17 protein-coding genes and 1 pseudogene are annotated in these 22,658 nt (G+C 60.5%); 2 read left to right on the plus strand and 16 right to left on the minus strand.

Annotated features, from left to right (window positions below; genetic code table 11):
- From NTD80_RS21340 to NTD80_RS21350, 3 genes are read right to left on the minus strand one after another with little or no spacing between them, the layout of a single operon-like run.
- Window positions 1–1,440 carry an efflux transporter outer membrane subunit gene (locus NTD80_RS21340; RefSeq protein ID WP_262134902.1) on the minus strand — a complete coding sequence of 480 codons (1,440 nt, stop codon included), beginning with the start codon at window positions 1,438–1,440 and terminating at the stop codon, window positions 1–3.
- A 5-nt stretch (window positions 1,441–1,445) separates the two neighbouring features.
- On the minus strand, window positions 1,446–4,580 hold the full coding sequence (locus NTD80_RS21345) for an efflux RND transporter permease subunit (protein ID WP_262134903.1): 3,135 nt from the start codon (window positions 4,578–4,580) through the stop codon (window positions 1,446–1,448).
- A 24-nt stretch (window positions 4,581–4,604) separates the two neighbouring features.
- The gene (locus NTD80_RS21350) at window positions 4,605–5,759 is read right to left on the minus strand and encodes an efflux RND transporter periplasmic adaptor subunit (protein WP_262134904.1); all 1,155 of its coding nucleotides are present in this window, start codon (window positions 5,757–5,759) and stop codon (window positions 4,605–4,607) included.
- Between the two features lie 178 nt (window positions 5,760–5,937).
- On the opposite strand from NTD80_RS21350, the gene NTD80_RS21355 reads away from it, so the two are divergent.
- On the plus strand, window positions 5,938–6,492 hold the full coding sequence (locus NTD80_RS21355; protein ID WP_262134906.1) for a TetR/AcrR family transcriptional regulator: 555 nt from the start codon (window positions 5,938–5,940) through the stop codon (window positions 6,490–6,492).
- Window positions 6,493–6,660: 168 nt separating this feature from the next.
- Here NTD80_RS21355 and NTD80_RS21360 read toward each other — a convergent pair whose 3' ends face one another.
- From NTD80_RS21360 to NTD80_RS21375, 4 genes are all read right to left on the minus strand, one after another.
- Window positions 6,661–7,683 (minus strand): transketolase family protein, encoded by a 1,023-nt coding sequence (locus NTD80_RS21360; RefSeq protein ID WP_262134907.1) that lies wholly within the window; start codon window positions 7,681–7,683, stop codon window positions 6,661–6,663.
- Window positions 7,680–8,528, minus strand: a complete 849-nt coding sequence (locus NTD80_RS21365) for a transketolase (protein ID WP_262134908.1) — start codon at window positions 8,526–8,528, stop codon at window positions 7,680–7,682. Before NTD80_RS21365 ends, NTD80_RS21360 begins: the two co-directional genes overlap by 4 nt.
- Before the next feature lie 17 nt (window positions 8,529–8,545).
- Entirely contained in the window at window positions 8,546–9,844 is a 1,299-nt protein-coding gene (locus tag NTD80_RS21370; protein ID WP_262134909.1) for an MFS transporter, read from the minus strand.
- Between the two features lie 97 nt (window positions 9,845–9,941).
- Window positions 9,942–10,691 carry an SDR family NAD(P)-dependent oxidoreductase gene (locus NTD80_RS21375; RefSeq protein WP_262134910.1) on the minus strand — a complete coding sequence of 250 codons (750 nt, stop codon included), beginning with the start codon at window positions 10,689–10,691 and terminating at the stop codon, window positions 9,942–9,944.
- Window positions 10,692–10,888: 197 nt separating this feature from the next.
- On the opposite strand from NTD80_RS21375, the gene NTD80_RS21380 reads away from it, so the two are divergent.
- Entirely contained in the window at window positions 10,889–11,803 is a 915-nt protein-coding gene (locus NTD80_RS21380) for a LysR substrate-binding domain-containing protein (protein WP_262135067.1), read from the plus strand.
- A gap of 52 nt (window positions 11,804–11,855) precedes the next feature.
- Here the strand turns inward: NTD80_RS21380 and NTD80_RS31410 are convergent, their stop codons facing one another.
- The 9 genes and pseudogenes from NTD80_RS31410 to NTD80_RS21420 form a co-directional block, all read right to left on the minus strand.
- A complete protein-coding gene (locus NTD80_RS31410) occupies window positions 11,856–12,719 on the minus strand; it encodes a methyl-accepting chemotaxis protein (protein ID WP_410017425.1) in 864 nt (287 codons plus the stop codon).
- Window positions 12,714–13,475 (minus strand): annotated as a pseudogene (locus tag NTD80_RS31415) (MCP four helix bundle domain-containing protein); the annotation flags it as partial. The pseudogene NTD80_RS31415 and the gene NTD80_RS31410, both read right to left, overlap by 6 nt.
- A 62-nt stretch (window positions 13,476–13,537) precedes the next feature.
- Entirely contained in the window at window positions 13,538–14,737 is a 1,200-nt protein-coding gene (locus NTD80_RS21390) for an OprD family porin (RefSeq protein ID WP_262135068.1), read from the minus strand.
- 244 nt (window positions 14,738–14,981) lie between these two features.
- Window positions 14,982–16,514 carry a UxaA family hydrolase gene (locus NTD80_RS21395; protein ID WP_262134913.1) on the minus strand — a complete coding sequence of 511 codons (1,533 nt, stop codon included), beginning with the start codon at window positions 16,512–16,514 and terminating at the stop codon, window positions 14,982–14,984.
- Window positions 16,515–16,584: 70 nt separating this feature from the next.
- Entirely contained in the window at window positions 16,585–17,772 is a 1,188-nt protein-coding gene (locus NTD80_RS21400) for an L-talarate/galactarate dehydratase (protein WP_262134914.1), read from the minus strand.
- Window positions 17,773–17,789: 17 nt separating this feature from the next.
- Window positions 17,790–19,091 (minus strand): MFS transporter, encoded by a 1,302-nt coding sequence (locus NTD80_RS21405; protein WP_262135069.1) that lies wholly within the window; start codon window positions 19,089–19,091, stop codon window positions 17,790–17,792.
- 265 nt (window positions 19,092–19,356) lie between these two features.
- Entirely contained in the window at window positions 19,357–20,367 is a 1,011-nt protein-coding gene (locus NTD80_RS21410; RefSeq protein WP_262134915.1) for an alpha/beta hydrolase, read from the minus strand.
- A gap of 40 nt (window positions 20,368–20,407) precedes the next feature.
- Window positions 20,408–21,634: an OprD family porin gene (locus NTD80_RS21415; protein WP_262135070.1), complete on the minus strand. Its 1,227-nt coding sequence runs from the start codon at window positions 21,632–21,634 to the stop codon at window positions 20,408–20,410.
- A 92-nt stretch (window positions 21,635–21,726) separates the two neighbouring features.
- On the minus strand, window positions 21,727–22,599 hold the full coding sequence (locus NTD80_RS21420; protein WP_262134916.1) for an aldose 1-epimerase: 873 nt from the start codon (window positions 22,597–22,599) through the stop codon (window positions 21,727–21,729).
- Window positions 22,600–22,658 lie beyond the last annotated feature (59 nt).

A 22,658-nucleotide genomic window follows, 5' to 3' on the forward strand; every position in this document is an offset into this window, starting at 1 on the left:
TCAGTAATTGCGATTTTCGGCTGCATCAGCACGCCATCCACCGCCCAGGCTCTTGAACAGATTGGTCAGTGCGATCTGTCGCTCGGTACTGACCACAATCAACGTGGATTGATCGTTGAAGGCGCTGCGCTGGGCATCCAGGTAGCGCAGATGGGTATCCACTCCGCCTTCGTAGCGGGCCTTGGCCAGCTTCAGCGCTTCCTGGCTGGAGTCGGCCAAGGCCCGGCGGGCGACTTCCTCGCGGCGCAGCGTGTCGGTGGCAGCTAGGTTGTCGGCGACCTCGCGGAAAGCGCTCTGGATCGTGCCTTCATAGTTGGCTACTGCCGAGTCCTTGCGCACCTTGGCTAGGTCCAGACCGGCGCGGTTACGCCCACCGGCGAAAATCGGCAGTGACAGGCTCGGGGCAAAGGTCCAGGCGTTCGAGCCGCCGTCGAACAGGCCGGATAACGCCTTGCTGGAACTACCGACCGAGCCGGTCAGTGACAGGCGCGGGAAGAACGCCGCCCTGGCGGCACCGATGTCGGCATTGCGCGCCCTGAGCCGGTGTTCGCTGGCGAGGATATCCGGGCGTCGCTCAATCAAGCTAGACGAGGTGCCGGGGGCGATGTCCTGCACCAGCAGCAGCGCATCCTGCGGTGTGGTGGGCAGGTCGCTCGCTGCATCCTGTGTACCGATCAGCAGTTGCAGGGCATGGCCGGCCTGACGTAGCTGCCGATCGGTGCTTTCCAGGTCGGCCCGGGCCTGTTCGGTCAGCCCCAGGGCCTCTTGAAAATCCAGTGCCGTGGCGGTGCCGGCCTTGCGTCGCTGGGTTATCAGTTCCAGCGAGGCCATGCGCGTCTCAAGCGTCTGTCGGGTAAGCGCAAGGCGCCGTTGTGCGCCGTCACGGGTCAAGTAGGCCTGGGTGACTTCGGCCACCAGAGCGATCTGCGTGCCGCGGGTTGCTTCTGCAGTCGCCAGGTACTGTTCCAGTGCTGCGTCGGACAGGTTGCGCACCCGACCGAACAGATCGAGCTCGAACTCGCTTATCCCGAGGCCGACCTGATAAGTGCTGTTGACCTGTGGGTTGTTTGTGGTCGAAAGGTCACCGGGCAGGCGTTGGCGATTGCCGCTGGCGGTGGCGTTGAGCGACGGTACGCGGTCGGCGCGCTGGATCCGGTACTGGGCGCGCGCCGCGTCGATGTCTAGCAGCGCCTGGCGCAGGCTGCGATTGTTGTCCAGGGCGGCCGCCACCAGGCGGCGCAGCTGTGGGTCAAGAATAAAGGCTTGCCAGTTCAAGGCATCGGCATCGACGGCAGCGGTGTCGGTTGTTTGCGGTGAGGTGTCGCCCCATTGCACCGCCACCGGCGATTCAGGCCGATGGTAGTCGGGAGCCAGCGAGCAGCCCCCCAGTGCGATGCTCAGTGTCGCTACGGTGGACCAGCGGAGGTTATTCGAGCGCATGGGGGTTACTCCGTGGTCCGGGTTTCGCCAGAGGCGGATGATTGAGCTTTGCGTTGCAGCCAGGACAGCACCCAGACGAAGAACACCGGGACGAAAATCACCCCCAGAAGGGTGGCGCTGAGCATGCCGCCAATCACCCCGGTGCCGATGGCGCGCTGGCTGGCAGCGCCGGCTCCGGTGGCCAGGGTCAGCGGCACGACGCCGAGGATAAAGGCCATGGAAGTCATCACGATGGGGCGAAAACGCAGGCGCGCAGCTTGAATAGCTGCCTCGCGTACGGGCATGCCTTGCTCCCACAGTTCTTTGGCGAATTCGACGATCAGGATCGCGTTTTTCGCCGCCAGGCCGATGATGGTGATCAGGCCGACCTTGAAATAGACGTCATTGGGCATGCCGGCGGCAGTAACGGCCAGCACGGCGCCCAGCGCACCTACCGGGACGATCAGCATTACCGTCAACGGGATGGCCCAACTCTCATAGAGCGCGACCAGCAACAGAAACACCACCAGGAAGGCCAGAGCAAAGACCGTCAAGGCTTGGCCGCTGGCGACTTTCTCCTGATAGGACAGGCCGGTCCATTCGTAACCTATTCCAAGTGGAAGTTCGGCGGCCAGGCGTTCCAGTTCGGCCATGGCTTCGCCAGTGCTGACCCCGTGGGCCGCATCCCCGGCAATCTTGATGGACGGGTAGCCGTTGTAGCGGGCGATCTGCACGGGGCCTTCCTCCCAGCGGGTCGTGATGAATGCGCTCAGAGGCACCAAGGCGCCGCTGTCGTTGGGCACATACAGCTTGAGCACGCTTTCCGGGGTCATCCGGTCGGCCTGCTCGGCTTGCACCACCACGCGTTGCAGGCGCCCGGCATTGGCGAAGTCATTGATCACCGTGGAGCCGAACGCCGTTGACAGAGCGTTGTTGATCGAATCGAAACTCACCCCTAGCGCTCGGGCCTTCTCCCGATCGATATCCAGGCGCAACTGCGGTGCTTCCGCCAGTCCTTCCATAATCGTGTAGAGAATCTTCGGATTGCCGTTGGCCTTGCCCAGCAACTGGTCACGCGCTGCCAACAGGGCTTCTCGGCCGAGTCCGGCGCGGTCTTGCAGTCGCAGGGTGAAGCCGCCGGAAGTGCCCATGCCTTCAATCGGCGGCGGGCTCACGGCCATGACGGTGCCATCATTCAGGCTGGCAAACCGTTGGTTGAAGGCTGCCGCCTCGTCCGCTGCCGACTGTCCCTTGCCGCGCTCCGACCAGTTTTTCAACGTCGGGAAGGCGAGGCCGGCGTTTTCGCCTTGGCCGGAAAAACTGAAACCCAGCAACATGGTCATCGAGGCTGTGGTGTCCTGGGACATCATGTAGCGTTCCAGTTCTCGGGCCGTCTGGTCAGTGCGGTTACGGGTGGCCCCAGGAGGGAGCTGGACATCGATAATCAGGTAGCCCTGGTCCTCCACCGGGACGAAAGACTCGGGCAGGCGCAGGTAGAAAAAGCCCAGTAGAGCGACGATGCCCGCATAGATCAACATGTAGCGCCCGGTCCGTTTGACCAGTTGGGTATTGAGGCGCTCATAGCGCTGCGTGAGGCGGTTGAAACCCCGGTTGAACGCGCCGAAGAAACCGCGTTTTTCGTGATGCCCGGCGGGGACGGGTTTGAGCAGGGTGGCGCACAGCGCCGGGGTGAAGGTGAGGGCCAGAAAACCCGAAAACAGAATGGACACCGCCAGCGACAATGAAAACTGCTGGTAGATCACCCCCACCGAACCGGACATGAAGGCCAGCGGCAAGAACACCGCCGACAGGACCAGGGTGATACCGATGATTGCGCCCGACACCTGGCCCATCGCCTTGACCGTCGCCGCAGCGGGGCTGAGTCCTTCCTCGGCCATGATGCGCTCGACGTTTTCCACCACCACGATGGCGTCGTCCACCAGGATGCCGATGGCCAGTACCATGCCGAACATGGTCATCATGTTCACCGAGAAACCCAGCAGGTACATGAAGGTCAGTGTGCCCAGCAGGCAGACCGGTACCACGATGCCCGGGATCAAGGTGTAGCGGATGTTCTGCAGAAACAGGAACATCACCAGGAACACCAGGACCATGGCTTCGATCAGGGTGTAGATCACTTTGTCGATGGCTACGTCGACAAAGCGCGAGGTGTCGTAGGGAACGGAGAACTCGGCATCGCTGGGCAGGTTGACTGAGAGTTCGTTCAGGCGTTGCTTGACTGCCGCCACCGTTGCAATGGCATTGGCGCCGGGGGCGAGTTGCACAGCGGCGGCAACGGCAGGCTTGCCGTTGAGGCGCGACTCGAAGTTGTAGCTTTGACTGCCCACGGCGATCCGCGCCACATCGGCCAAGCGCACAGTCGAGCCGTCCTGTTTGGCGCGCAGGACGATGCGGCCGAACTCCTGCGGGTTGTCCAGCGTACCCTTGACCGCCAGGGTCGCGGTCAGCTCCTGTTGCGACGAGCCGGGGGTGCTGCCAAAACTGCCGGCCGGCACCTGGACGTTCTGCGTGCGGATCGCCGCATTCACATCGTCGATGGACAGCCCGTAACCGATCAGTTTCTGCGGATCGATCCAGACCCGCATGGCGGCTTCAGCCGCGAAAAACTGCAGCCGGCCGACACCTTTGACGCGACTGATTTCATTGTTGACGTTGCGCGCGGCGTAGTCGGCGAGGGCGACGGTGTCTTTGCCGGCGTTGTCGCCTTTGTAGCTCAGGGTGTAAATCATCAGGAAGCCGGAGCTGGCTTGCTCGACCTGCAGGCCCAGATCGAGCACGGCCTTGGGCAGGCGAGCCTCGGCTTTCTTGATCCGGTTCTGGACATCGACCTGGGCCAGCGGTGGGCTGGTCCCGGGTTCGAAGGTCACGACGATCTCGCCGGTACCGTTGGAGTTGCTGGTGGACTCGTAATAGAGCAGGCCCTTGGCGCCATTGAGTTCTTCCTCGATGACGCTGGTGACCGAATCCACCAGGACTTTCGCCGAGGCGCCCGGGTAGTTGGCGGTAATGGTGATCTGCGGTGGCGCGACGACCGGGTACTGGGCCACCGGAAGCAACGGGATGACCAGCAGACCGGCGAGCATGATGAACAACGCGACGACCCAGGCAAAATTCGGGCGTCGGATAAAAAACTGAGACATGTCGTTTCCTTGAGCGCTACGCCCTTACTGGACCTTGGCCTGCTGGGTAGTCAGCGATTTGGCAATGACTTTGTCGCCAGGATTGATGCCGTTCATTGCGCCGGTGACGATCTGGTCACCCACGACCAGTCCCTTGGTGATCTGCCAGCGGGAGCCCTGCATGGCGCCGGTGTTCACCGGTTTGGCTTCGATTGTCTGGTCCTGGCCGATGACCAACACTCGTGCCTGACCATCGGCAGAGCGCTGCACGGCTCGTTGCGGTATCAGAATGGCGGCCTTGTCCAGGCCTTGTGGCGCACTGACGCGCACGTACATGCCCGGCAGCAGCGCCGTTCCCGGGTTGGCGAAGCGCCCGCGCAGCGAGATCTGGCCGGTGGCGCGGTCCACGGCGACATCGGAGAACAACAGTTCGCCCTGGCTCCGGTGCTCTGAGCCTTCGACACTCAGCGTCAGCGGGGTTTCAGCATTGCCGGTAAGGCGCCCCTGTTCGATGGCGGCGCGCATCCGTAATGCATCGGCCGCGGGTTGGGTGAAGTCGACGTAGATCGGGTCCAGTTGCTGGATGCGCGCCATCATGGTTGCGTCGCCTTGACCGACCAATGCTCCCTCGGTGACCAGGGCTCGTCCTATGCGCCCGGCGATAGGGGCTTTGACCGTGGAGTAGCTCAGGTTCAGGTTCGCTGTCTCGACATCGGCCTGGGCCGAGCGCTTGGCTGCCAGCGCGCTTTGCAGGGCCGCTTTGGCGGTATCGAAGTCCTGCTGACTGACGGCCTCGATCTTGACCAGCGGTTCATAACGCTTGACGGTCGTCTGAGCCTGGAACAGCGCAGCATCGGTCTTGGCCAGCTCGCCCTGAGCCCGCGAGAGCGCAGCCTTGAACGGCGCCGGGTCGATCTGAAACAGCAGATCGCCGGCTTTGACATCCGTGCCTTCCTCGAAATGCCGAGCCAGCACGATGCCCGCTACCCGTGCGCGCACTTCAGCCACGCGCACCGGCTCTACACGCCCCGGTAGTTGTGCGATCAGGGTCAGTGGTTCGCTGCTGACTGTCATCGCTTCGACTTCACGCGGCCCCCCGGGTCCGCCCCAACCCTGCGGCGGCTGTTCACAACCTGCCAGGCTCAATGCGGCCAATAAAGGGAGTACCGGAACCACTTGCCATCTGCGCGACGTACTCATCTTTCACCTGGGCCACGCCCATTAGCTGTTAAAGATGCGGATGATTGTTTATTTTATCAAATGAGTCAATATTGACTCATAAGGTGCTTTTGTGAGCAACTTAGCCATAGCACTTGAGAAGATGAGCCATTTCTGCACAATGGCTCGCACGTCATTCTGATAATCGAAGAAACGCCTAATGGATTTATCTGCAGCGAACGAGAAACTGTTGAAGGCTCTGGCCATTGCCATGGTCGATCACCCGGCAGGGACGTTCAAAGACATCGCTGAAGCCGCAGGGGTGAGCAAGGCCACGTTGAATCGCTTCTGTGGCACGCGTAACAACCTCATTGAGAGGCTGTTCAATTACGGCTCTACCGTGATCAGTCAGGTCATGGATAACGCGAACTTGCAGGACGCGCCGCCTCTTGAGGCCCTACAGCGCCTGATCGAAAACCATTTGACCCACCGTGAACTTTTGGCCTTCCTGGCCTTCCAGTGGCGGCCTGACTCGCTGGATGAACGCGCAGGCGGCAGCCGCTGGCAGCCTTATTCGGACGCGCTGGACAATTTCTTTCTGCGCGGTCAGCACGAAGGAGTGTTTCGTATCGACATCAGTGCCCAGGTGCTGACGGAGATGTTTGCCTCGATCATTTACGGATTTGTCGACGCAGAACGGCGTGGGCGGGTTGCCCGGGTGGGGATGGCGACGCAGGTTATGCAGTTTTTTCTACAGGGCGCTACCAGCCGTTGAAGGCTGGGTCTCGGAACCGACGCTACGGTGTCGATGCTCGCGGGGCAGGGGACTTGCACGTATATGAATAGCGACCGCTGTCTCCATAGGCCGCTATCTGGGTACAGTTTCAGGTTTTCAAACCGTTCGATTGGGGCTGAGTGTTATCGGTGCATGTGGTGAATTCGGTCAAAGCCAGGCTTTGATCCGGGATTTGACAGCCTCAGTCGATATGCCGTAACGATCATGCAGCGTCGGCAAGGCCCCGGCATCCAGAAATGCATCGGGTAATGCAATCTGCCTGAAGGTCGGCGTCACGCCATTGCGCAGCAACACGCCGGCGACTGCCTCGCCCAGTCCACCAATAATGGAGCTGTTTTCTGCGGTGACCACCAGGCGACCTGGTTTGCGGGCTTCAGTCAGAATGGTTTGCTCATCCAGTGGCTTGATCGTCGGCACGTGCAGCACGGCAACATCAACCCCGTCCGCTTGCAGCTCTTTTGCAGCCTCCAGTGCGCGCATGGTCATCAAACCGGTGGAGATGATCAAAACATCGTTGCCGGTGCGCAGGGTCTTGGCTTTGCCGATCTCGAATTTGTAGCCGTACTCGTCCAGTACCAGCGGCACATTTCCGCGTAGCAAGCGCATGTAAACCGGGCCTTGGTGCGCTGCGATGGCGGGCACGGCCTGTTCGATTTCAAGCGCATCGCACGGGTCGACGATCATCAGGTTGGGCATGGCGCGGAAGATCGCCAGGTCATCCGTGGCTTGGTGGCTTGGGCCGTAACCGGTGGTGAGGCCGGGCAAGCCACAGACGATCTTGACGTTGAGGTTCTCTTCAGCAATCGCCATGCAGATGAAGTCATAGGCGCGTCGCGAAGCGAACACGGCGTAGGTGGTGGCAAAGGGTACGAAGCCTTCCCGGGCCATACCCGCTGCCGCACTCATCAGCAGTTGCTCAGCCATGCCCATTTGATAGAAGCGATCTGGGTGCGCCTTGGCGAAGATGTGGAGGTCGGTGTACTTGGACAAGTCGGCGGACAGGCCGACGATATCCGGACGCTGATCTGCAAGCGCGGCCAGCGAATGACCAAAAGGTGCGGACCTGGTGGTCTGACCTTCTGAGGCAATCGAGGCGATCATCGCCGAGGTGGTTAGGCGTTTTTTGGCCGGTTCAACCGTGGAAGACGGAGTGTTGGCTGCGTTGCTCATTGGTTTTTTCCTTCTTCAAGGTTGCTCAGTGCCAGATCCCATTCGTGTTCTTCCACTCGGATGAAATGGTTTTTTTCACGGGATTCGAGGAAGGGCACGCCTTTGCCCATTTTGGTATCGCAAATGATCACCCGTGGCTGGGTGCCGAGATGGTTGCGCGCGGCGTCGAATGCGGCGACCAGTGCTTCCAGATCATTGCCATCGACGCGCTGGGTGAACCAGCCAAAAGCCTGCCAGCGATCGACGATAGGCTCGAACGAGAGGATTTCACTCGAGTAACCGTCAGCTTGCTGGTTGTTGACGTCGACGATGGCGATCAGGTTGTCGAGCTTCCAGTGCGACGCCGACATCACCGCTTCCCAAGTCGAGCCTTCATTCAGCTCGCCGTCCGACAGCAGGTTGTAGACGAAGGCAGTTGAGCCTTTGCGTTTGAGGCCCAGGCAGGCACCGACCGCGATGCCCAGGCCCTGACCGAGCGAACCGCCGGTGATCTCCATGCCGGGGGTGTAGGTGGCCATGCCCGACATCGGCAGGCGACTGTCGTCCGCGCCGTAGGTTTCCAGCTCGTCGAGCGGGATAATGTCGGCTTCGATCAGGGCCGCATACAGTGCAATCGCGTAGTGACCGATCGATAGGTAAAAGCGATCGCGGGCTTCCCATTCCGGGTCTTCGGGCCGGTAGCTCAGGGCGTGGAAGTAGGACACGGCCAGCAGGTCGGCAGCGCCGAGGGCCTGGCCGACATAGCCTTGCCCTTGAACCTGACCCATGCGCAGGGCATGGCGGCGAATGTTGTGGGCGCGTTGTGCCAGCGTCGTGGGCGACGTGAATGCAGTTTGAACAGTCATGGTGAAACTCCAATGAATCAACGATTGACCGAGGCGGCGGGGATGCGCAGTACCAACGTGGCACCGAACAGCAGAACACCGGTGATCAGGTACATGCCGATGGCGCTGGAGCCGGTCTGTGTGGTGACCCAGCCGATCAGATAGGGCGAGCAGAAGCCTGCGAGGTTGGCGATGCTGTTGACTGCCGCGATTCCGGCGGCGGCGGACACCCCACCGAGCAGCGTGGTGGGCAGCATCCAGAACATCGACGTCGCGGACAGGATTCCGGAAGCGGCCAGGCACAGACTGAGGATGGAAAGCAGTACATTCCCGCCCATCAGCGCCGCCAGGCTCAACCCGATGGCACCTGCGATCATCGGCACAATGAGGTGCCAGCGACGCTCACGATGTTTGTCGCCGCTACGTCCGGCATACAGCATGGCCACGATTGCGCAGAGGTAGGGCAGGCTGCTCAGGAAGCCGATGTGCAGCGGATCGGAAACCCCCGCGTTACGCACCAGGGTCGGCAGCCAGAAGGTGATGGCGTACTGACCCATCACCACGCAGAAGTAGATGCCGGCCAGCAACCACAGACGGCGATCGCGGATGAACTCGCCCACCGAGGCATGGGTGACTTTCTGCTGGTCGTCCTCGGCCAGTTCGCGGCTGATCAGTGCTTTCTCGTCATCATCGAGCCAACTGGCCTGATGCACGCCGTCCTTGAGATAGCTCAGCACCAGTAACCCGACAACGACCGTGGGCACCGCCTCCAGCACGAACATCCATTGCCAGCCGGCCCAGCCGTGCATGCCGGCGAAGTGGTTCATGATCCAGCCGGAGAGCGGGCCGCCGACCATCCCTGACAGCGGAATGGCGATGAACCACAACACGGTCATGCGCGCACGCCGGTAGGAGGGAAACCAGTAGGTCAGGTACAGCAGCAGACCCGGCGCCAGACCGGCTTCGGCAACACCGAGCAGGAAGCGCAGGGCGTAGAACTGCCAGGCGGTTTCGACGAAGGCGAACAGGGCGGAGACGATGCCCCAGGTGATCATGATGCGGGCGATCCAGACCCGCGCACCGACCTTGTGCAGGATGATGTTGCTCGGTACTTCGCACAGGAAGTAACCGATGAAGAACATGCCGGCACCCAGTCCGTAGACCGTTTCGCTAAGTGCCAGATCGTTCATCATTTGCAGCTTGGCAAAGCCGACATTGACCCGATCAAGATAGGCGCACAGGTAGCACAGCATCAAAAAGGGCATCAGGCGCCACGCGGTTTTACGGTAGGCGTTGGAGCGCACGGTCGAAACCGCTTCGAGCGACAAGGTAGTCATGATGGTCTGATCTCTTATTTTTATTGACCGCCAGGCTTGTGGCCCGGCTGCGTCGTCGATCCAGAACCGCACGGGCCGCGAGGCCCGCCAGCTGTCATCAGTGAATCAGCATGCCGCCGTTCACATCCAGGGTGATGCCGGTCAGGTAAGAGGATAGGTCGCTGGCCAGGAACAACGCCGCGTTGGCCACATCCTGCGCCTCACCTAGGCGTCCGAGGGGGATGCCGTCGATGATCGCGTGACGGCGTTCGTCCTGCATCAGGCCGCCGGTGATATCGGTATGGATCAGGCCGGGGGCAATGGAGTTCACGCGCACCTTGTCCGGGCCCAGCTCGCGCGCCATGGCTTTGGCCAGGCCCAGCACGCCGGCTTTGGCGGCGCTATAATGCGGGCCACCGAAAATGCCACCGCCCCGTTGAGCGGAAACCGACGACATGCACACGATGCTGCCGGTCGACTGCTGGCGCATGACCGGGATCACCGCCTGGGACATCAGCAACGTACCGCGCAGGCTGACGTCCAGCACCTTGTCGTAATCCGAAGGGCGGATGTCCAGGGTCTTGAGGGGTTGGGTGATACCGGCGTTGTTGACCAGGATGTCGATGCGACCGAAATGCTCGATGATTTTCGCGACCGCCTGCTGCACTTGGGATTCGTCAGCGACGTTGGCGGCCAGACCCAGATGGCCTTCGCCCAGGGAGGCCGCGGCATCGCGGGCGGCGGAATCATCCAGATCGAGGATCACGACGCGGGCGCCTTGCTTCGCGAAAGTGGTTGCTGTGGCGCGGCCAATGCCACGCGCGGAGGCTGCACCGGTGATGATCGCGACTTTGCCTTGAAGAAGCATGGAGGGTACCTCTGATTGTTGTTATTGGGTCGATCCGCTATGAATCGATGATCCAGCTTGTTCTTCAAGGCATCCCTGAGCAATAACGCGAATGTCACTCGGTGCTGAAAAAAAATCAGCACTCGCCATCACGCAGATCGAATGGTTGAATGGCCCAACGACCGGCTTATGCCTTCTGTAGCGGAATAAAAATAATCATGCGTTCACCTGGCGATGCACCTCCGATACTGCCACCCCTGAAAGCCATTCAGGCCTTTGAGCAAACGGCACGCTTTGGCAACGTCGCGCGAGCGGCTGAAATACTTGATCTGACGCCCTCAGCCGTCAGTCACCAGTTGGCCAAGCTCGAGGCGATGATTGGTCGACAACTCTTTCTGAGAACGGCCAGGGGGGTAACCTTGACGCCTGTGGGTGAGCAATACCTCACTGAGGTGTCTGGCATCCTGCATAGCCTGGCGGTGGCGACCGAGCGCGCCACCAGCGATGTCAGTCTTGATTGTCTGCGTTTGCACTCGTCGCCCAGTTTTGGCCTGCTGTGGCTGATGCCGCGACTGGAGCAATTTCGCCAGAGCCATCCCGATATCCAGCTCAATCTCTCGTGCTCCTACGAATCACTGCACTTCAGCCGAGACAAGATCGATGTCGACATCCGCCACGGCATGCCCAACTGGCCGAGCTTCGAAGTGCGCACCATGCGCAATGAAAAGATCGCGGTGATGGCTTCGCCGAAACTGTTGGAGAAACAACCCGTCCGGGCTGTTGCGGATCTGCTCGGCTGCAACCTGATTCTGTCAGAGGCAACATTGATCAAGTGGCCGCAATTGTTTGCACAGCACGGTGTATCACGGCCGGAAAAACCCTACACCCTCAGTTTCGATCGCTCGTACATGACATTGGAGGCCGCCAGCCACGGGCTTGGCTTCGCACTGGAAAGCACGTTGTTGGCTCAGGACTATCTTACGCGTGGTGACTTGGTCGAGGTTGCCCCGGAACTGAGCGCCCCCATTACCGCGCATCATCTGGTCTTTCCCAGAGCCCACTCAAACTTTCCCCGCGTGAGGCGTTTTCTGGAATGGATGCAGAAAGAGCTCGGGCATGATTTCACTTACTGACGGTGGTTCGTGGTACACGAAAGGGGCGGCAAGTGGTCGATGCTTCACCGACTTAAAGCTTGAACGTACTGAGCATCAGGTTAAGCCCCGATGCGAGTCGTGCCAGGTCACTGCCGGCGGCGCTGGTCTGGTTGGCGGCAGTCGCTGTTTGGTCACAGAGATCGCGGATCTGCATCAGATTGCGGTCGATTTCCCGGGCAACGTAGGCTTGCTCTTCGGCAGCGGTGGCGATGATCAGATTGCGTTCATTTATTCCGCCGACGGCTTGAGTGATGGTGTGCAGAGCCTGTTCCGCAATGCCGGCCTTGAGCAAAGTTCCAGTGGCTTGAGTGACGCTCGCCTTGAGCGCCTCAACGGTGTCTGTCGTTCCCTGTTGAACCATCCCTATCATCGATTCGATCTCTCGGGTGGATTCGCCGGTGCGGTGGGCAAGGGCCCGGACCTCATCAGCTACGACGGCAAATCCCCTGCCGGCTTCGCCTGCCCTGGCGGCTTCAATAGCCGCGTTGAGCGCTAACAGGTTTGTCTGTTCGGAAACCGAGCGAATGACATCCAGAACCTTGGTGATGCCGCGACTCTGTTCGGACAGTGTTTCGGCCCGCATCGCAGCGCGTTGCACCTGGTTGACCAGGGCGTCGATCAAGGTGATGGTTTCGCCAAGTTGAATTTTGCCGTGCTCGGCTGTTTGCGTTGAAGTCTGCGATTGCTCTGAGGTAGTGACGGCGTTGCCGGCAACTTCTTCGACGGCGGCGCTCATCTGGTTGACCGCTGTGGCGGCCTGATTGATCTGGTTATTCTGTTCCTGCAGTGACTGACGACTGTGCTCCATGACCCGGGTCATTTCTTCTGCCGCCGACGCCAATTGATCCGCGGTTTTTTCGATGTCCCCAAGCGTGTTGCGCAGGTTGCCTTGCATGCTCGCCAGTGCTTGCAGCAGTTGCGCAGGTTCATCTCTGCCGGACGTTGAAATGGGCAGGGTCAGGTCGTTGGCGGCAATGCTTTGAGCCACGATCACTGCGTTTTGCAAAGGCAGGATAATGCTGCGGCTGAAGCGCCAAGCGAGGGTAAGGGTGATCAGCAGCGCTGCGATAGTCGCGCCGATGGCGATGCTTCGGGCTTGGCTGTAAGTCTGCTCGGCCACAGATCCAGCCTCGATTGCGGCGCGCTGGTTAATGGCGGCCAACCCTGCTGTTTGCTCATTCATGAGGTTGGCATACTCGTTGAGTTTGCGCAGTTGCAGCACAACGTCGCTTTGGCGGTTAGCCTTCAGCAACTCGATTTCCTCAAGCATGCCTTCCCTGTAGGTCTGGTAGGCATCCTTGAGTTTGCTCAGGGCAGTGCGCTCTTCGTCGGTAGTGGCAATGTTGCTGTACTGCGCCAGGTTGTTCTCGATCTTTAACGTCAGGGCATTCATGTTGCCACTGTATTTGATCAGGTCTTGCGGGGAGTTGAAGGCATGCAGCAACAGGGCGGTGATGCGCAGGCGAGAAAGGTTGAGGCCCAGCTCATCACTCAGGGCCATGTTGGGCATGGATTCGGTCTGGATGACTTGGCCTGCATGGCGGATGTCGTTCATCCGGGTCAGGAAAAACGCCCCCATAGCCACTAATAGCGCGCTGATCAAGGCGAAACACAGCAGGGTCCTGAGGGTTAATTTCATCTGTCTTAACATAGGCGAATTTCCACGGGGGGGGGCGGGCGGATGGAGGGGCAGCGAAGCCGCCCCTCGGAGGATCAGAGCAGTGGCAGGGTGTAGCTGACGATCAGCCGGTTCTCGTCGATGTCGCGCAGATAGTTCGAGCGCAGGGCCGCATTACGCCAGAGCACTGCGACGTTCTTCAGTGCGCCGCTCTGGATGGTGTAACCCAGGTCGGTGTCGCGCTCCCACTCGCGGCCTTCGCCTGCCACCGTGGCCGGGTTAGCATGGCTGGCGGTGGTGTAGCGGGTGGCAAAGGTCAGGCCAGCAATCCCCAGGGCCGCGAAGTCATAGCTGTAGCGCAATTGCCAGGAACGTTCGTCGCGTTCCATGAAGTCGTTGGCCATCATGTAGTTGGTCAGGGAAGCGTCTGTGCCGACGACATAGGGCATGGCCGTGGCACCGCTCAGGCCCTGGTAGCCAAGGCCGATACCGTGTCCGCCGAGGCTGTAGCCGACCAGCGCGTTGAGGGTGCGGTTGTCGACCTTGCCGGCACCGGCATTGCCGACGTCGTCACTGACGTAATAACGCACATCGGTCTTCAAGGTGCCGCTGCCCAGTGGCAAGGAATGCACCAGGCCCAGGTATTGCTGGCGGTAGATGTTTTCCAGTTCTCCATACTGATAGCTCAAGGTCAGACTCTTGCTGATTGCATAGTCGCCACCGGCCAGTTTGAAGTCGTCAGCGTCGGGCGTAGCCTTGAAGCGCTTGTTCTTGTTGACCAGGGTCAGGGCCTGATTGTGGGAATAGTCGCGCAGGGTGGTGCGGTTGATGTCCCCCAGAGTGAAGGTGAAGTTATCCAGTTCCTTGGCAGTCAGGATGCCGCCCTGGAATGTCTGCGGCAGGATACGCCCGGTGCTGGAAGCGATGACCGGGTACTTGAGGATCTGCGTGCCGACCTTCAGTTCTGTTTTCGACACCTTGACCTTGGCCGCCAGGCCGAACTTGCTGTACTGGTCCGGCGCCCGCCCGTCCTGCCCCACGGGCAGCAGGCCGGTTCCACTGCGATCGGGGGCCGAGTCGAGCTTGAGACCGAGCATGCCCAGGGCATCGATGCCGAAACCGACGGTACCCGGGGTATAGCCAGAGCGGAAATCGAGAACGAAACCCTGGGCCCATTCTTCGCGTTTCGATACCCCGGCATCTTCACGGAAGTCACGATTGAGGTAGAAGTTGCTGGTTTGCAGGGTGGCGTGACTGTCCTCGACAAAACCTGCGGCGAAGGTCGAAGGGGCCAGAGGCTAGCGGGCATGAGGCTGGTGCAGATGAGTAGTTTTTTATTGTTGTGCATGGTCTCTCCTATGATCCTGTGGGCACGGCGTTGCTGGTCGCGCATACGGATGGCGATGATCTTGTTGTTATTGTGGGTGGAGCCGAGTGCTCGGGCAGAGGCAGGGTGTTCAGCTTGTGGCTGAACACCCTGGGGCAATGCCGATGAGAAGAAGTCCCGCGTCAGCTTGTGACCGGGCGGGTCTCAGAGGGTCAGGCCAGAACGCCGATCTGCCATGGGCAGAATTCGTCCTCTCCCAGGCCATTGAGTTCGCTTTTGGTCTTGTCTCCAGAGGCGTGGGCCAAAAGGCGCTCGAAGATCTCCTGGCCCATTTCCTGGATGCTCTTGTCGCCGTCGATGATCTGGCCGCAGTTGATGTCCATGTCATCGCTCATTCGCTCGAACATCGGCGAGTTGCTGGCTAGCTTGAACGTCGGGGCGGGCAACGAGCCGAAGCAGGAACCGCGTCCGGTGGTGAAAGCGATCATGTTGGCTCCGCCGGCAATCTGCCCGGTGGCGGAAACCGGGTCATAGCCAGGGGTATCCATGAACACCAGACCATGGGTCGTCACCGGATAGGCGTATTCGTACACGTCCATCAGCGGCGCGTTGCCGCCTTTCTTGGCGCCACCCAAGGATTTTTCCAGAACGTTGGCCAAGCCACCGGCGTTGTTGCCAGGGCTGACTCGACCGTTGATTTGGGTGTCGCGACCCTTGTTGTATTCCAGCCACCAGTCGATGCGTTCGATCAGCTTGCGTCCGACTTCCGGGGTGATGGCGCGGGCGGTCAAGGTGTGTTCGACACCGAAGATTTCCGAGGTCTCGGAAAGAATCGCGGTACCGCCGTGGCGTACCAGAATGTCCACTGCCGCGCCCAGCGCCGGGTTAGCCGACAGGCCGGAGAAACCATCCGAGCCACCGCACTGCATGCCGATGATCAAGTGTTCCGCCGATACCGGTTCACGCTTGACCGCGTTGGCCTGGGGCAGCATGGCTTCGATCATTCGGATGCCTTGCTCTACTGCAGTTTTGACACCGCCGACATCCTGGATCACCAACGACTTGAGCATTTCACCGAGCACCAGTTGCTCCTGCTCGATGAAACCATAGATGTTGTTGCGCTCGCAGCCCAGGGCGATCAACAAGCCCCCTGCGGTGTTGGCGTGCTTGATGTGACCGCCGATGGTGCGGCGCAGCAGGTCCATTGGCTCGCCGGTCATTTCCATGCCGCAGCCGATTTCGTGGACGAAGGGCACCACGCCATCGACGTTCGGGTAGGCGGCCAGGCGCTCTTCGTCGAAGTGGTTGGCGATCTTGCGCGCCACGGTGGCGCCACAGTTGCCGACCACGAATACCCCGAGGTAATTGCGCGTGGCAACCCGGCCATCTTCGCGGACGATACCTTTGAAGGTTGCTCGTTGTTCTGCAGGCAAAAGATCGGTGGGCACGTAGTCAAGGCCGAAGCGATAGTCCCGGTCGGTCTCGCCGAAACTGATGTTATGGCTGTGCATCCAAGTGCCAGCCGGCAAGTCTTCACTGGCATAGCCGATCACGGTGTTGTACTTGAGCACAGGTTGGCCTTTCTCGATCATGCGCGCGGCAACCTTGTGTCCCAACGGTACGCTTTGCAGTGTCGTCAGCGCTTCGCTGACGACGGGCGTGCCGGCCGGAATTTCGACGCGGGCGACCACGACGTTGTCGGCGGGATCGAGACGAATGACTGGGCTGATTTCACGGGGAGACATGCGGATGTTCACTCTCGGATTATTTTTATGTGGCCGCCATCCCCGCCAGGCAAGGATGGCGACAGTACGCTTAGGGGCGCTTGCCGAACTCGCTGGTATCAACGGTCCAGGCCAGTGCCTGTTCGCTTAGGCTGAAGCCCAGGCCTGGGCGGTTCGGTACCTGCATGCGACCATTGCGCAGTTCCAGACGTTCGTTGAACAGGGGTTCGAGCCACTCGAAATGTTCCAGCCAGGGCTCCTGGGGGAAGGCTGCGGCGAGATGGAGGTGGATCTCCATAGCGAAGTGCGGAGCCATATTGATTCCCTTTAGGCTAGCCAGGTTCATGATCTGCAGGAATGGCGTAATACCGCCCACGCGCGGTGCGTCAGGCTGGATGAAGTCGCAGGAGCGGGCGTTGAGTAACTGAGCATGTTCGCCAAAGCTGGTGAGCATTTCCCCGGTGGCGATCGCGGTATCCAGTGATGCCGCCAGGGCGGCATGGCCCTCGATGTCGTAGGCATCGAGTGGCTCTTCGATCCAGGTCAGGTCGAACTGCTCCAGTGTGCGGCCGAAGCGTTGTGCGGTGATGCGGTCCCATTGCTGGTTGGCATCGACCATCAGCGGGAAGCCTTCGCCCAGGCGTTCGCGTACAGCTTTCACGCGCTTGAAGTCGATGCTGGTGTCCGGTTGCCCGACCTTGATCTTGATACCGCCAATGCCATTGGCGCGGGAGATATCGACGTTTTCCAGTACGTGTTCCAGCGGTGTCGACAGATAGCCCCCCGAGGTGTTGTAGCACTGCACGGAGTCGCGATGGGCGCCCAGCAGCTTGGCCAGTGGCAGCTTGGCGCGCTTGGCCTTGAGGTCCCATAGGGCGATATCGAACGGAGCGATGGCTTGTGTGGTAAGGCCGCTGCGGCCCATCGAGGCACCGGCCCACAGCAGCTTGTTGAAGATCTTGGCGATATCGTTGGGGTCTTCGCCGAGCAGGTTGGGCGCAATTTCCTTGGCATGGGCATACATGCCCGGACCACCTGCACGCTTGGAGTAGCCAAAACCGATCCCTTCATGGCCTTCGCGGGTGCGGATCTCGGCAAAGATAAAGGCGATTTCGGTCAGTGGTTTCTGACGGCCGGTTAATACCTTGGCATCGCTGATCGGCGCTGCCAGCGGCAGGATGGTCAGGGATACCTTGACCCATTCGATGCTGTCGGTAGTGGCGGCACCGGCTTTTTGTGATTCGATTTGCGGGGCCGTGTACACGTTACTCTCGATCATGATGGTTCTCCGTTTTGTTATGGGGCAACAGGGGACTTGGTCAAATCGGACAAATTGAGTCGTTGAATCTTGCCAACGATAAACAGGTAGGAAAAAGCCGCGAGCAGGCCGTGGGCACCCACATAGATCAGTGCGCTATTGAACGAGCCGCTGGAGTGCAGCAGGTAGCCGATGACCACGGGGGTGACGATCCCGGCGGTGTTGCCCATGGCGTTGAACACACCACCGGTCATGCCGACCATTTCTTTCGGAGCGGTGTCGGCGACTACGGCGAAGCCCAGGTTGCCGAAACCCTTGCCAAAGAACGCCAGGCTCATGACGGCGATCACCAGCACCTGTGAGTCGACGTAGTTGCAGAGGATCATTGATGAGCTGAGCAGCACGCCAGTGATGATCGGCGTCTTGCGGGCAATACTTAGGGACTTGGTGCGTCGGACCAGAAAGTCGGAGAAGAACCCGGAAGATATCGCCCCAATCAAGCCGCAGGCAGCAGGGATAGAGGCGACCAGGCCGGCCTGCAGGATGTCGAAGCCACGGTCCTTGACCAGGTAAATAGGGAACCAGGTGACGTAGAACCAAGTAATCGCGCTGACGCAGTACTGGCTGAGGAACATGCCGGCGAGCATGCGGCTCTTGAACAGCAGGCCAATTTCACCAAGGGTACTCAGGCCCGTTGCCGAAATTTGCTTGCCGGATTTGTCGCGGCGGCTTTCCAGGTCAACCAGGCCTTCGCCGGCCCGAATATACTCCAGTTCGGCGGCATTCATTCTTGGGTGCTTGATCGGCAGGTAGTAAACCTTCCACCAGATCATGGCAATGCCCAGTCCGAGGACACCCATGACGATGAAAACGTACTCCCAGCCATACCGGTAGCAAACCCAGCCCATCAGTGGTGTGAAGAAGGCCAGTGAAATGTACTGGGCGCTGTTGAAAATCGCCCCGGCCATGCCACGTTCGGAAGATGGGAACCACGACGCGATGACCCGCGTGCAGCCTGGGCCAACGGGAGCCTCGGCAATTCCCAGCAGAAAGCGCAAGGCCAATAGCAGTGGCACGACCATGCCGATGAAATGCACTAGGCCCATGCAGATGGTGAAGATGGACCAGATGGTGATAGCGAAGGCGAGCGTTTTCTTTGAGCCGAAGCGGTCGCTCAACCAGCCAGATGGAATCAGGAAGATCACATAGGCCCAGCTGAAGACCGAGAACAGATAGCCCATTTCCACCGAGCTGATGCCTAACTCCTTGCTCATGTCCGAGCCTGCCACCGAAATAGCTGCGCGGTCGGCGCTGCTCAAGGCAAGGACGATGGTGATCATGGCCAGGATCAGGAAACGATAGCCGGTCTTGGCGACGGATGTGCCGGTGCCGGCCTGGGAGCGTCTACTCGATGCTGAAGCATCTGGGGGCATGCTCGTGCCTTCAAGCGCGTAGCGCTCATTTGTGTTCATAGGTGTGCCTCTGTCGTTATTTTTGTGGAGTGCCAAGGCGCACGTGTTTTGTGAGCGCCGTTACCTGTTTTATTTTTCCCACTATTTGGGAGTAAGGTTTTGAGTGTTCAGCAGGTATGTATTGATCCTAAATTCAAGGGCCCGCTTTAAAAATGACTTTTGTCGCGCAGCGTCTGGATTGTTCCAGATAGTGGGAATGTCTTGTTGGGTATAACGCAAGTCGCAACGCTTGGCCCATGGCGTCGTAGAATCGCTCGACCTCATCACTCCCCTGCGCCCGAAGGCTCGCATGCAGCAAGCCACGACCCATATGCAGTTGGCTGGGTACGCCTGCCTGTTGCAGGACCCGGTGGTAGGCATGACCTTGATCACGCAACGGGTCGAACTCGGCTACGCCGATAAAGGCTGCAGCCAGGCCCTCGAATTGTTGGGCTTGTAAGGGCATGGCGCAGGGATTCAGGCGCTGCGCAAACCTGGGCAAAAAACCATCCAGCGACTTGGCCAGGCTCTGCGTCGTGAGGGTCGGCGTGCGGGCATGCTCGGTCATCGACGGCAGGTCATCGCTGGCGCTGAGAACCGGGTAGGCCAGCAGTTGCAGCAGCGGTTGCGCCAAATCACGCTCGAGCAACGCCCGGCACAGGCCGGCGGCAAGTGTGCCTCCGGCACTGTCGCCGGCCACTGCCAGGCGGTGGGTGCTCAGGGCTGGATGCAGTTCACCATTGCGTAATGCCATCCATGCCGCCAGGGCGTCCTCCAGAGGGGCGGGGAAGGGATGATCCGGCGCCAACCGGTAATCCACCGCGACGATGGCGGTCGGCAACCGGCGCGCCAGTCGGTAGGCGAACCAGTCGTGGCTGTCCAGATTGCCCAGGTCCCAGCCACCTCCGTGCAGGTAGAGCACGGTCGGCCATCCGCCTTCGGGCGGCGGCGCATCGGGGTGATACAGGCGTAACCTCAAGTCGCCCAGGGCAAGATCCTCCACTCGCAGGCCTTGTGGGACTGTCGGGGTGAAATGACGACAGGCCCGCACGAAGGCCGCGCGTCTGGCCTCCAAGCTGTCATCAACTGGCGCGAAACCCTGGCTAGTCTCGACAAAATCCTGCAGGGATGGGCTGAGCGAATAGGTTGTGGTCGGCTGGGTCATTGTGCCTCCGGGCGGGTGGAGTAATCGTAGTGCTGGCAGGTCAGCGCAACGGGATGGTGTAGGCCAGGATCAGGCGGTTTTCGTCACGACGTCCGGTGGCGTCACCGTTGAGTTCGACATTGCGCCATCGCACGGCCAGGCCTTGCAGCGGGCCGCTTTGCAACACGTAGCTGATGTCGAGGTTGCGTTCCCACTCGCTGGCATCCTCGCCGGCGACCTTGAAGTTGTCGCCCTTCACATAACGGACGAAAGCACTCAGGCCGGGGACGCCGAGCGGGGCGAAGTCCAGGTCGTAGCGCGCTTGCCAGGAGCGTTCCCGTGCGCGGTCGAAACGCAGCACCTGGACCGCGTTGGCCACGCCGGGCAGGTCGGTGTCGTGCAGGAACGGCAAGGCACTATCGCCGGCGTTGTATTGGTAGCCCGCGCGAAAGGTCTGGGGGCCATAGTTGGCTGAGAGCAGGGTTGAACTCATGCGGCTGTCAAGCTTGCCAGCCTTGGCCACGCCAGACTCGGATGAGTCCAGGTAATTGAGCGTGCCGCTCAGGGTCCAGCCGCCCAGCGGCAGGCTGTGGGTGCCGGTGTAGAGCACTTGCTGATAGACATCCTGCAACTGACCGCCCCACACGCCCAATGAGCTGCGGCCATTGGGAGCCCAGTTGCCACCCAGGTAGTTGAAGCGGTCACTGCTGGCGTTCAGGTAGTTGCCGGTCTGCATGTTGCGGCTGCCGCTGAACTCACGGTAGTTAACCTTGCGCATCTGTCCCAGGCTGAACTGAAAGTGCTCCAGCTCACGGATGTCGAGCATCGCGCCTTCAAAAAACTGCGGCAGTAGGCGGGCATCGCCGGCGCTGACCAAGGGTATTTTCGGGAACAAGCCGCCGACCTTCAGTTCGCTGCGCGAGTACTTGAGCTTGAGCGCGCCGGTGGCTTCGGAGTATTCGTCTACCGAGCGCGGATCGGCGTTGCGCGGTCCGCCAGCGCGGTTATAGGCACCGGGCAACAGGGCGCTGCCGCTGCGGTCTGGTGAGGAGTCGAGCTTCAGGCCCAGGCCTGCGTAGAAATCCAGGCCGACGCCGATGGGGGTGGCGGTGTAGCCGGATTCCCCTTTGAGGATAAAGCCTTGGGCCCATTCTTCAATCTTCGATTGGGCCGGTGCCTTACTGTCGCGCAAGTCGTGGTTGTAATAGAAGTTGCGTAGGGTCAGGTTGGCCTTGCTGTCTTCCAGGAAGGCCGCGTAGCTGCTCAGCGGCAACATGCCCAGGGTCATGTACGGCAGTTTTTTCAAGGTGCGTGGGCAGGTGAAACGAGAGCGTGGTTTCATTGTTTTTCTGCTCGTGGGTTGATCAGGTGTGGCGTGGTTCAGGCACCGGGCCGCCAGGCCAGTTCCAGGGTGGCTTCCAGCCGTTGCCCAGGCTCGATACGTTGTGTGCCGACCTCGGGCCACTGGTTGGCGGGTGTGTTGAAGGCGTCGGCCAGGTGCGAGACCGGTTCCAGGCACAGGTAGGCGGCGTCGACCGGAGCAAAGGCGACGAAATGCGACAGCGGTGCCTCGGCTTGCACGAGCAGGCGACCCTGGGGGTAGTTCAGGCTCAGGGCGCCATCCCATTGCGAGAGGTAGTACGCCAGGTTCGTCACGGCGCTGGCATCGATGCTGAGTGCCGTGTTCATTACCCGGGATTGCCCGGTGGGTAAGTAGGCATCGTCGATCAGCCAGTTACGTTGCGCCTGCAAGGTCGCCTGCATGCCGGAATGGCGCTGGAAGTAGGGGTGTAGCCCAAGTCCGCCGGGCATCGCATGATCGCCGAGGTTGGTCAGGCACAGACGGATCCGCAGACGTTCCCCGATTAGGGAAAAATGCTGTTCGGCACGAATCGGCCAGGGCCAGTGTTCGCCGTGGTACTCGCAGACGAGCACGGCGTGTTTGGCGTCGAGGCTGTTCACTGTCCACTCGAGTGTATGGCTCACGCCATGTAACGTATGGGGTTGTGCGGCTGGATGAGCGGGTAACTTGTACTCGCGGTCTTCGAAATTCAGCCGGGCGTCGCGCAGGCGGTTGGAGTACGGCAGCAGCGGGTAGGCGCCGCCCCGAGGCCAGTTCAGTGGGTCGAAGGTGCTGGTGTTGATGGGCAGCAGAATGTCGAGATCGCCGACGCGCAATGAACCGATGCGCCCGCCCCATTCGGGTAGAAGCGTCAGGTGCCAGGTGTCATTGTCCAGTTCGATCGACTGCATGATGGCTCTCCGCCAGGAAAAAAACGAGCACAACAAGGCCCGTGCCGGCTCCGGGGAGC

Source organism: Pseudomonas sp. 13B_2.1_Bac1, assembly GCF_025466155.1.
GTDB lineage: Bacteria > Pseudomonadota > Gammaproteobacteria > Pseudomonadales > Pseudomonadaceae > Aquipseudomonas > Aquipseudomonas aylmerensis.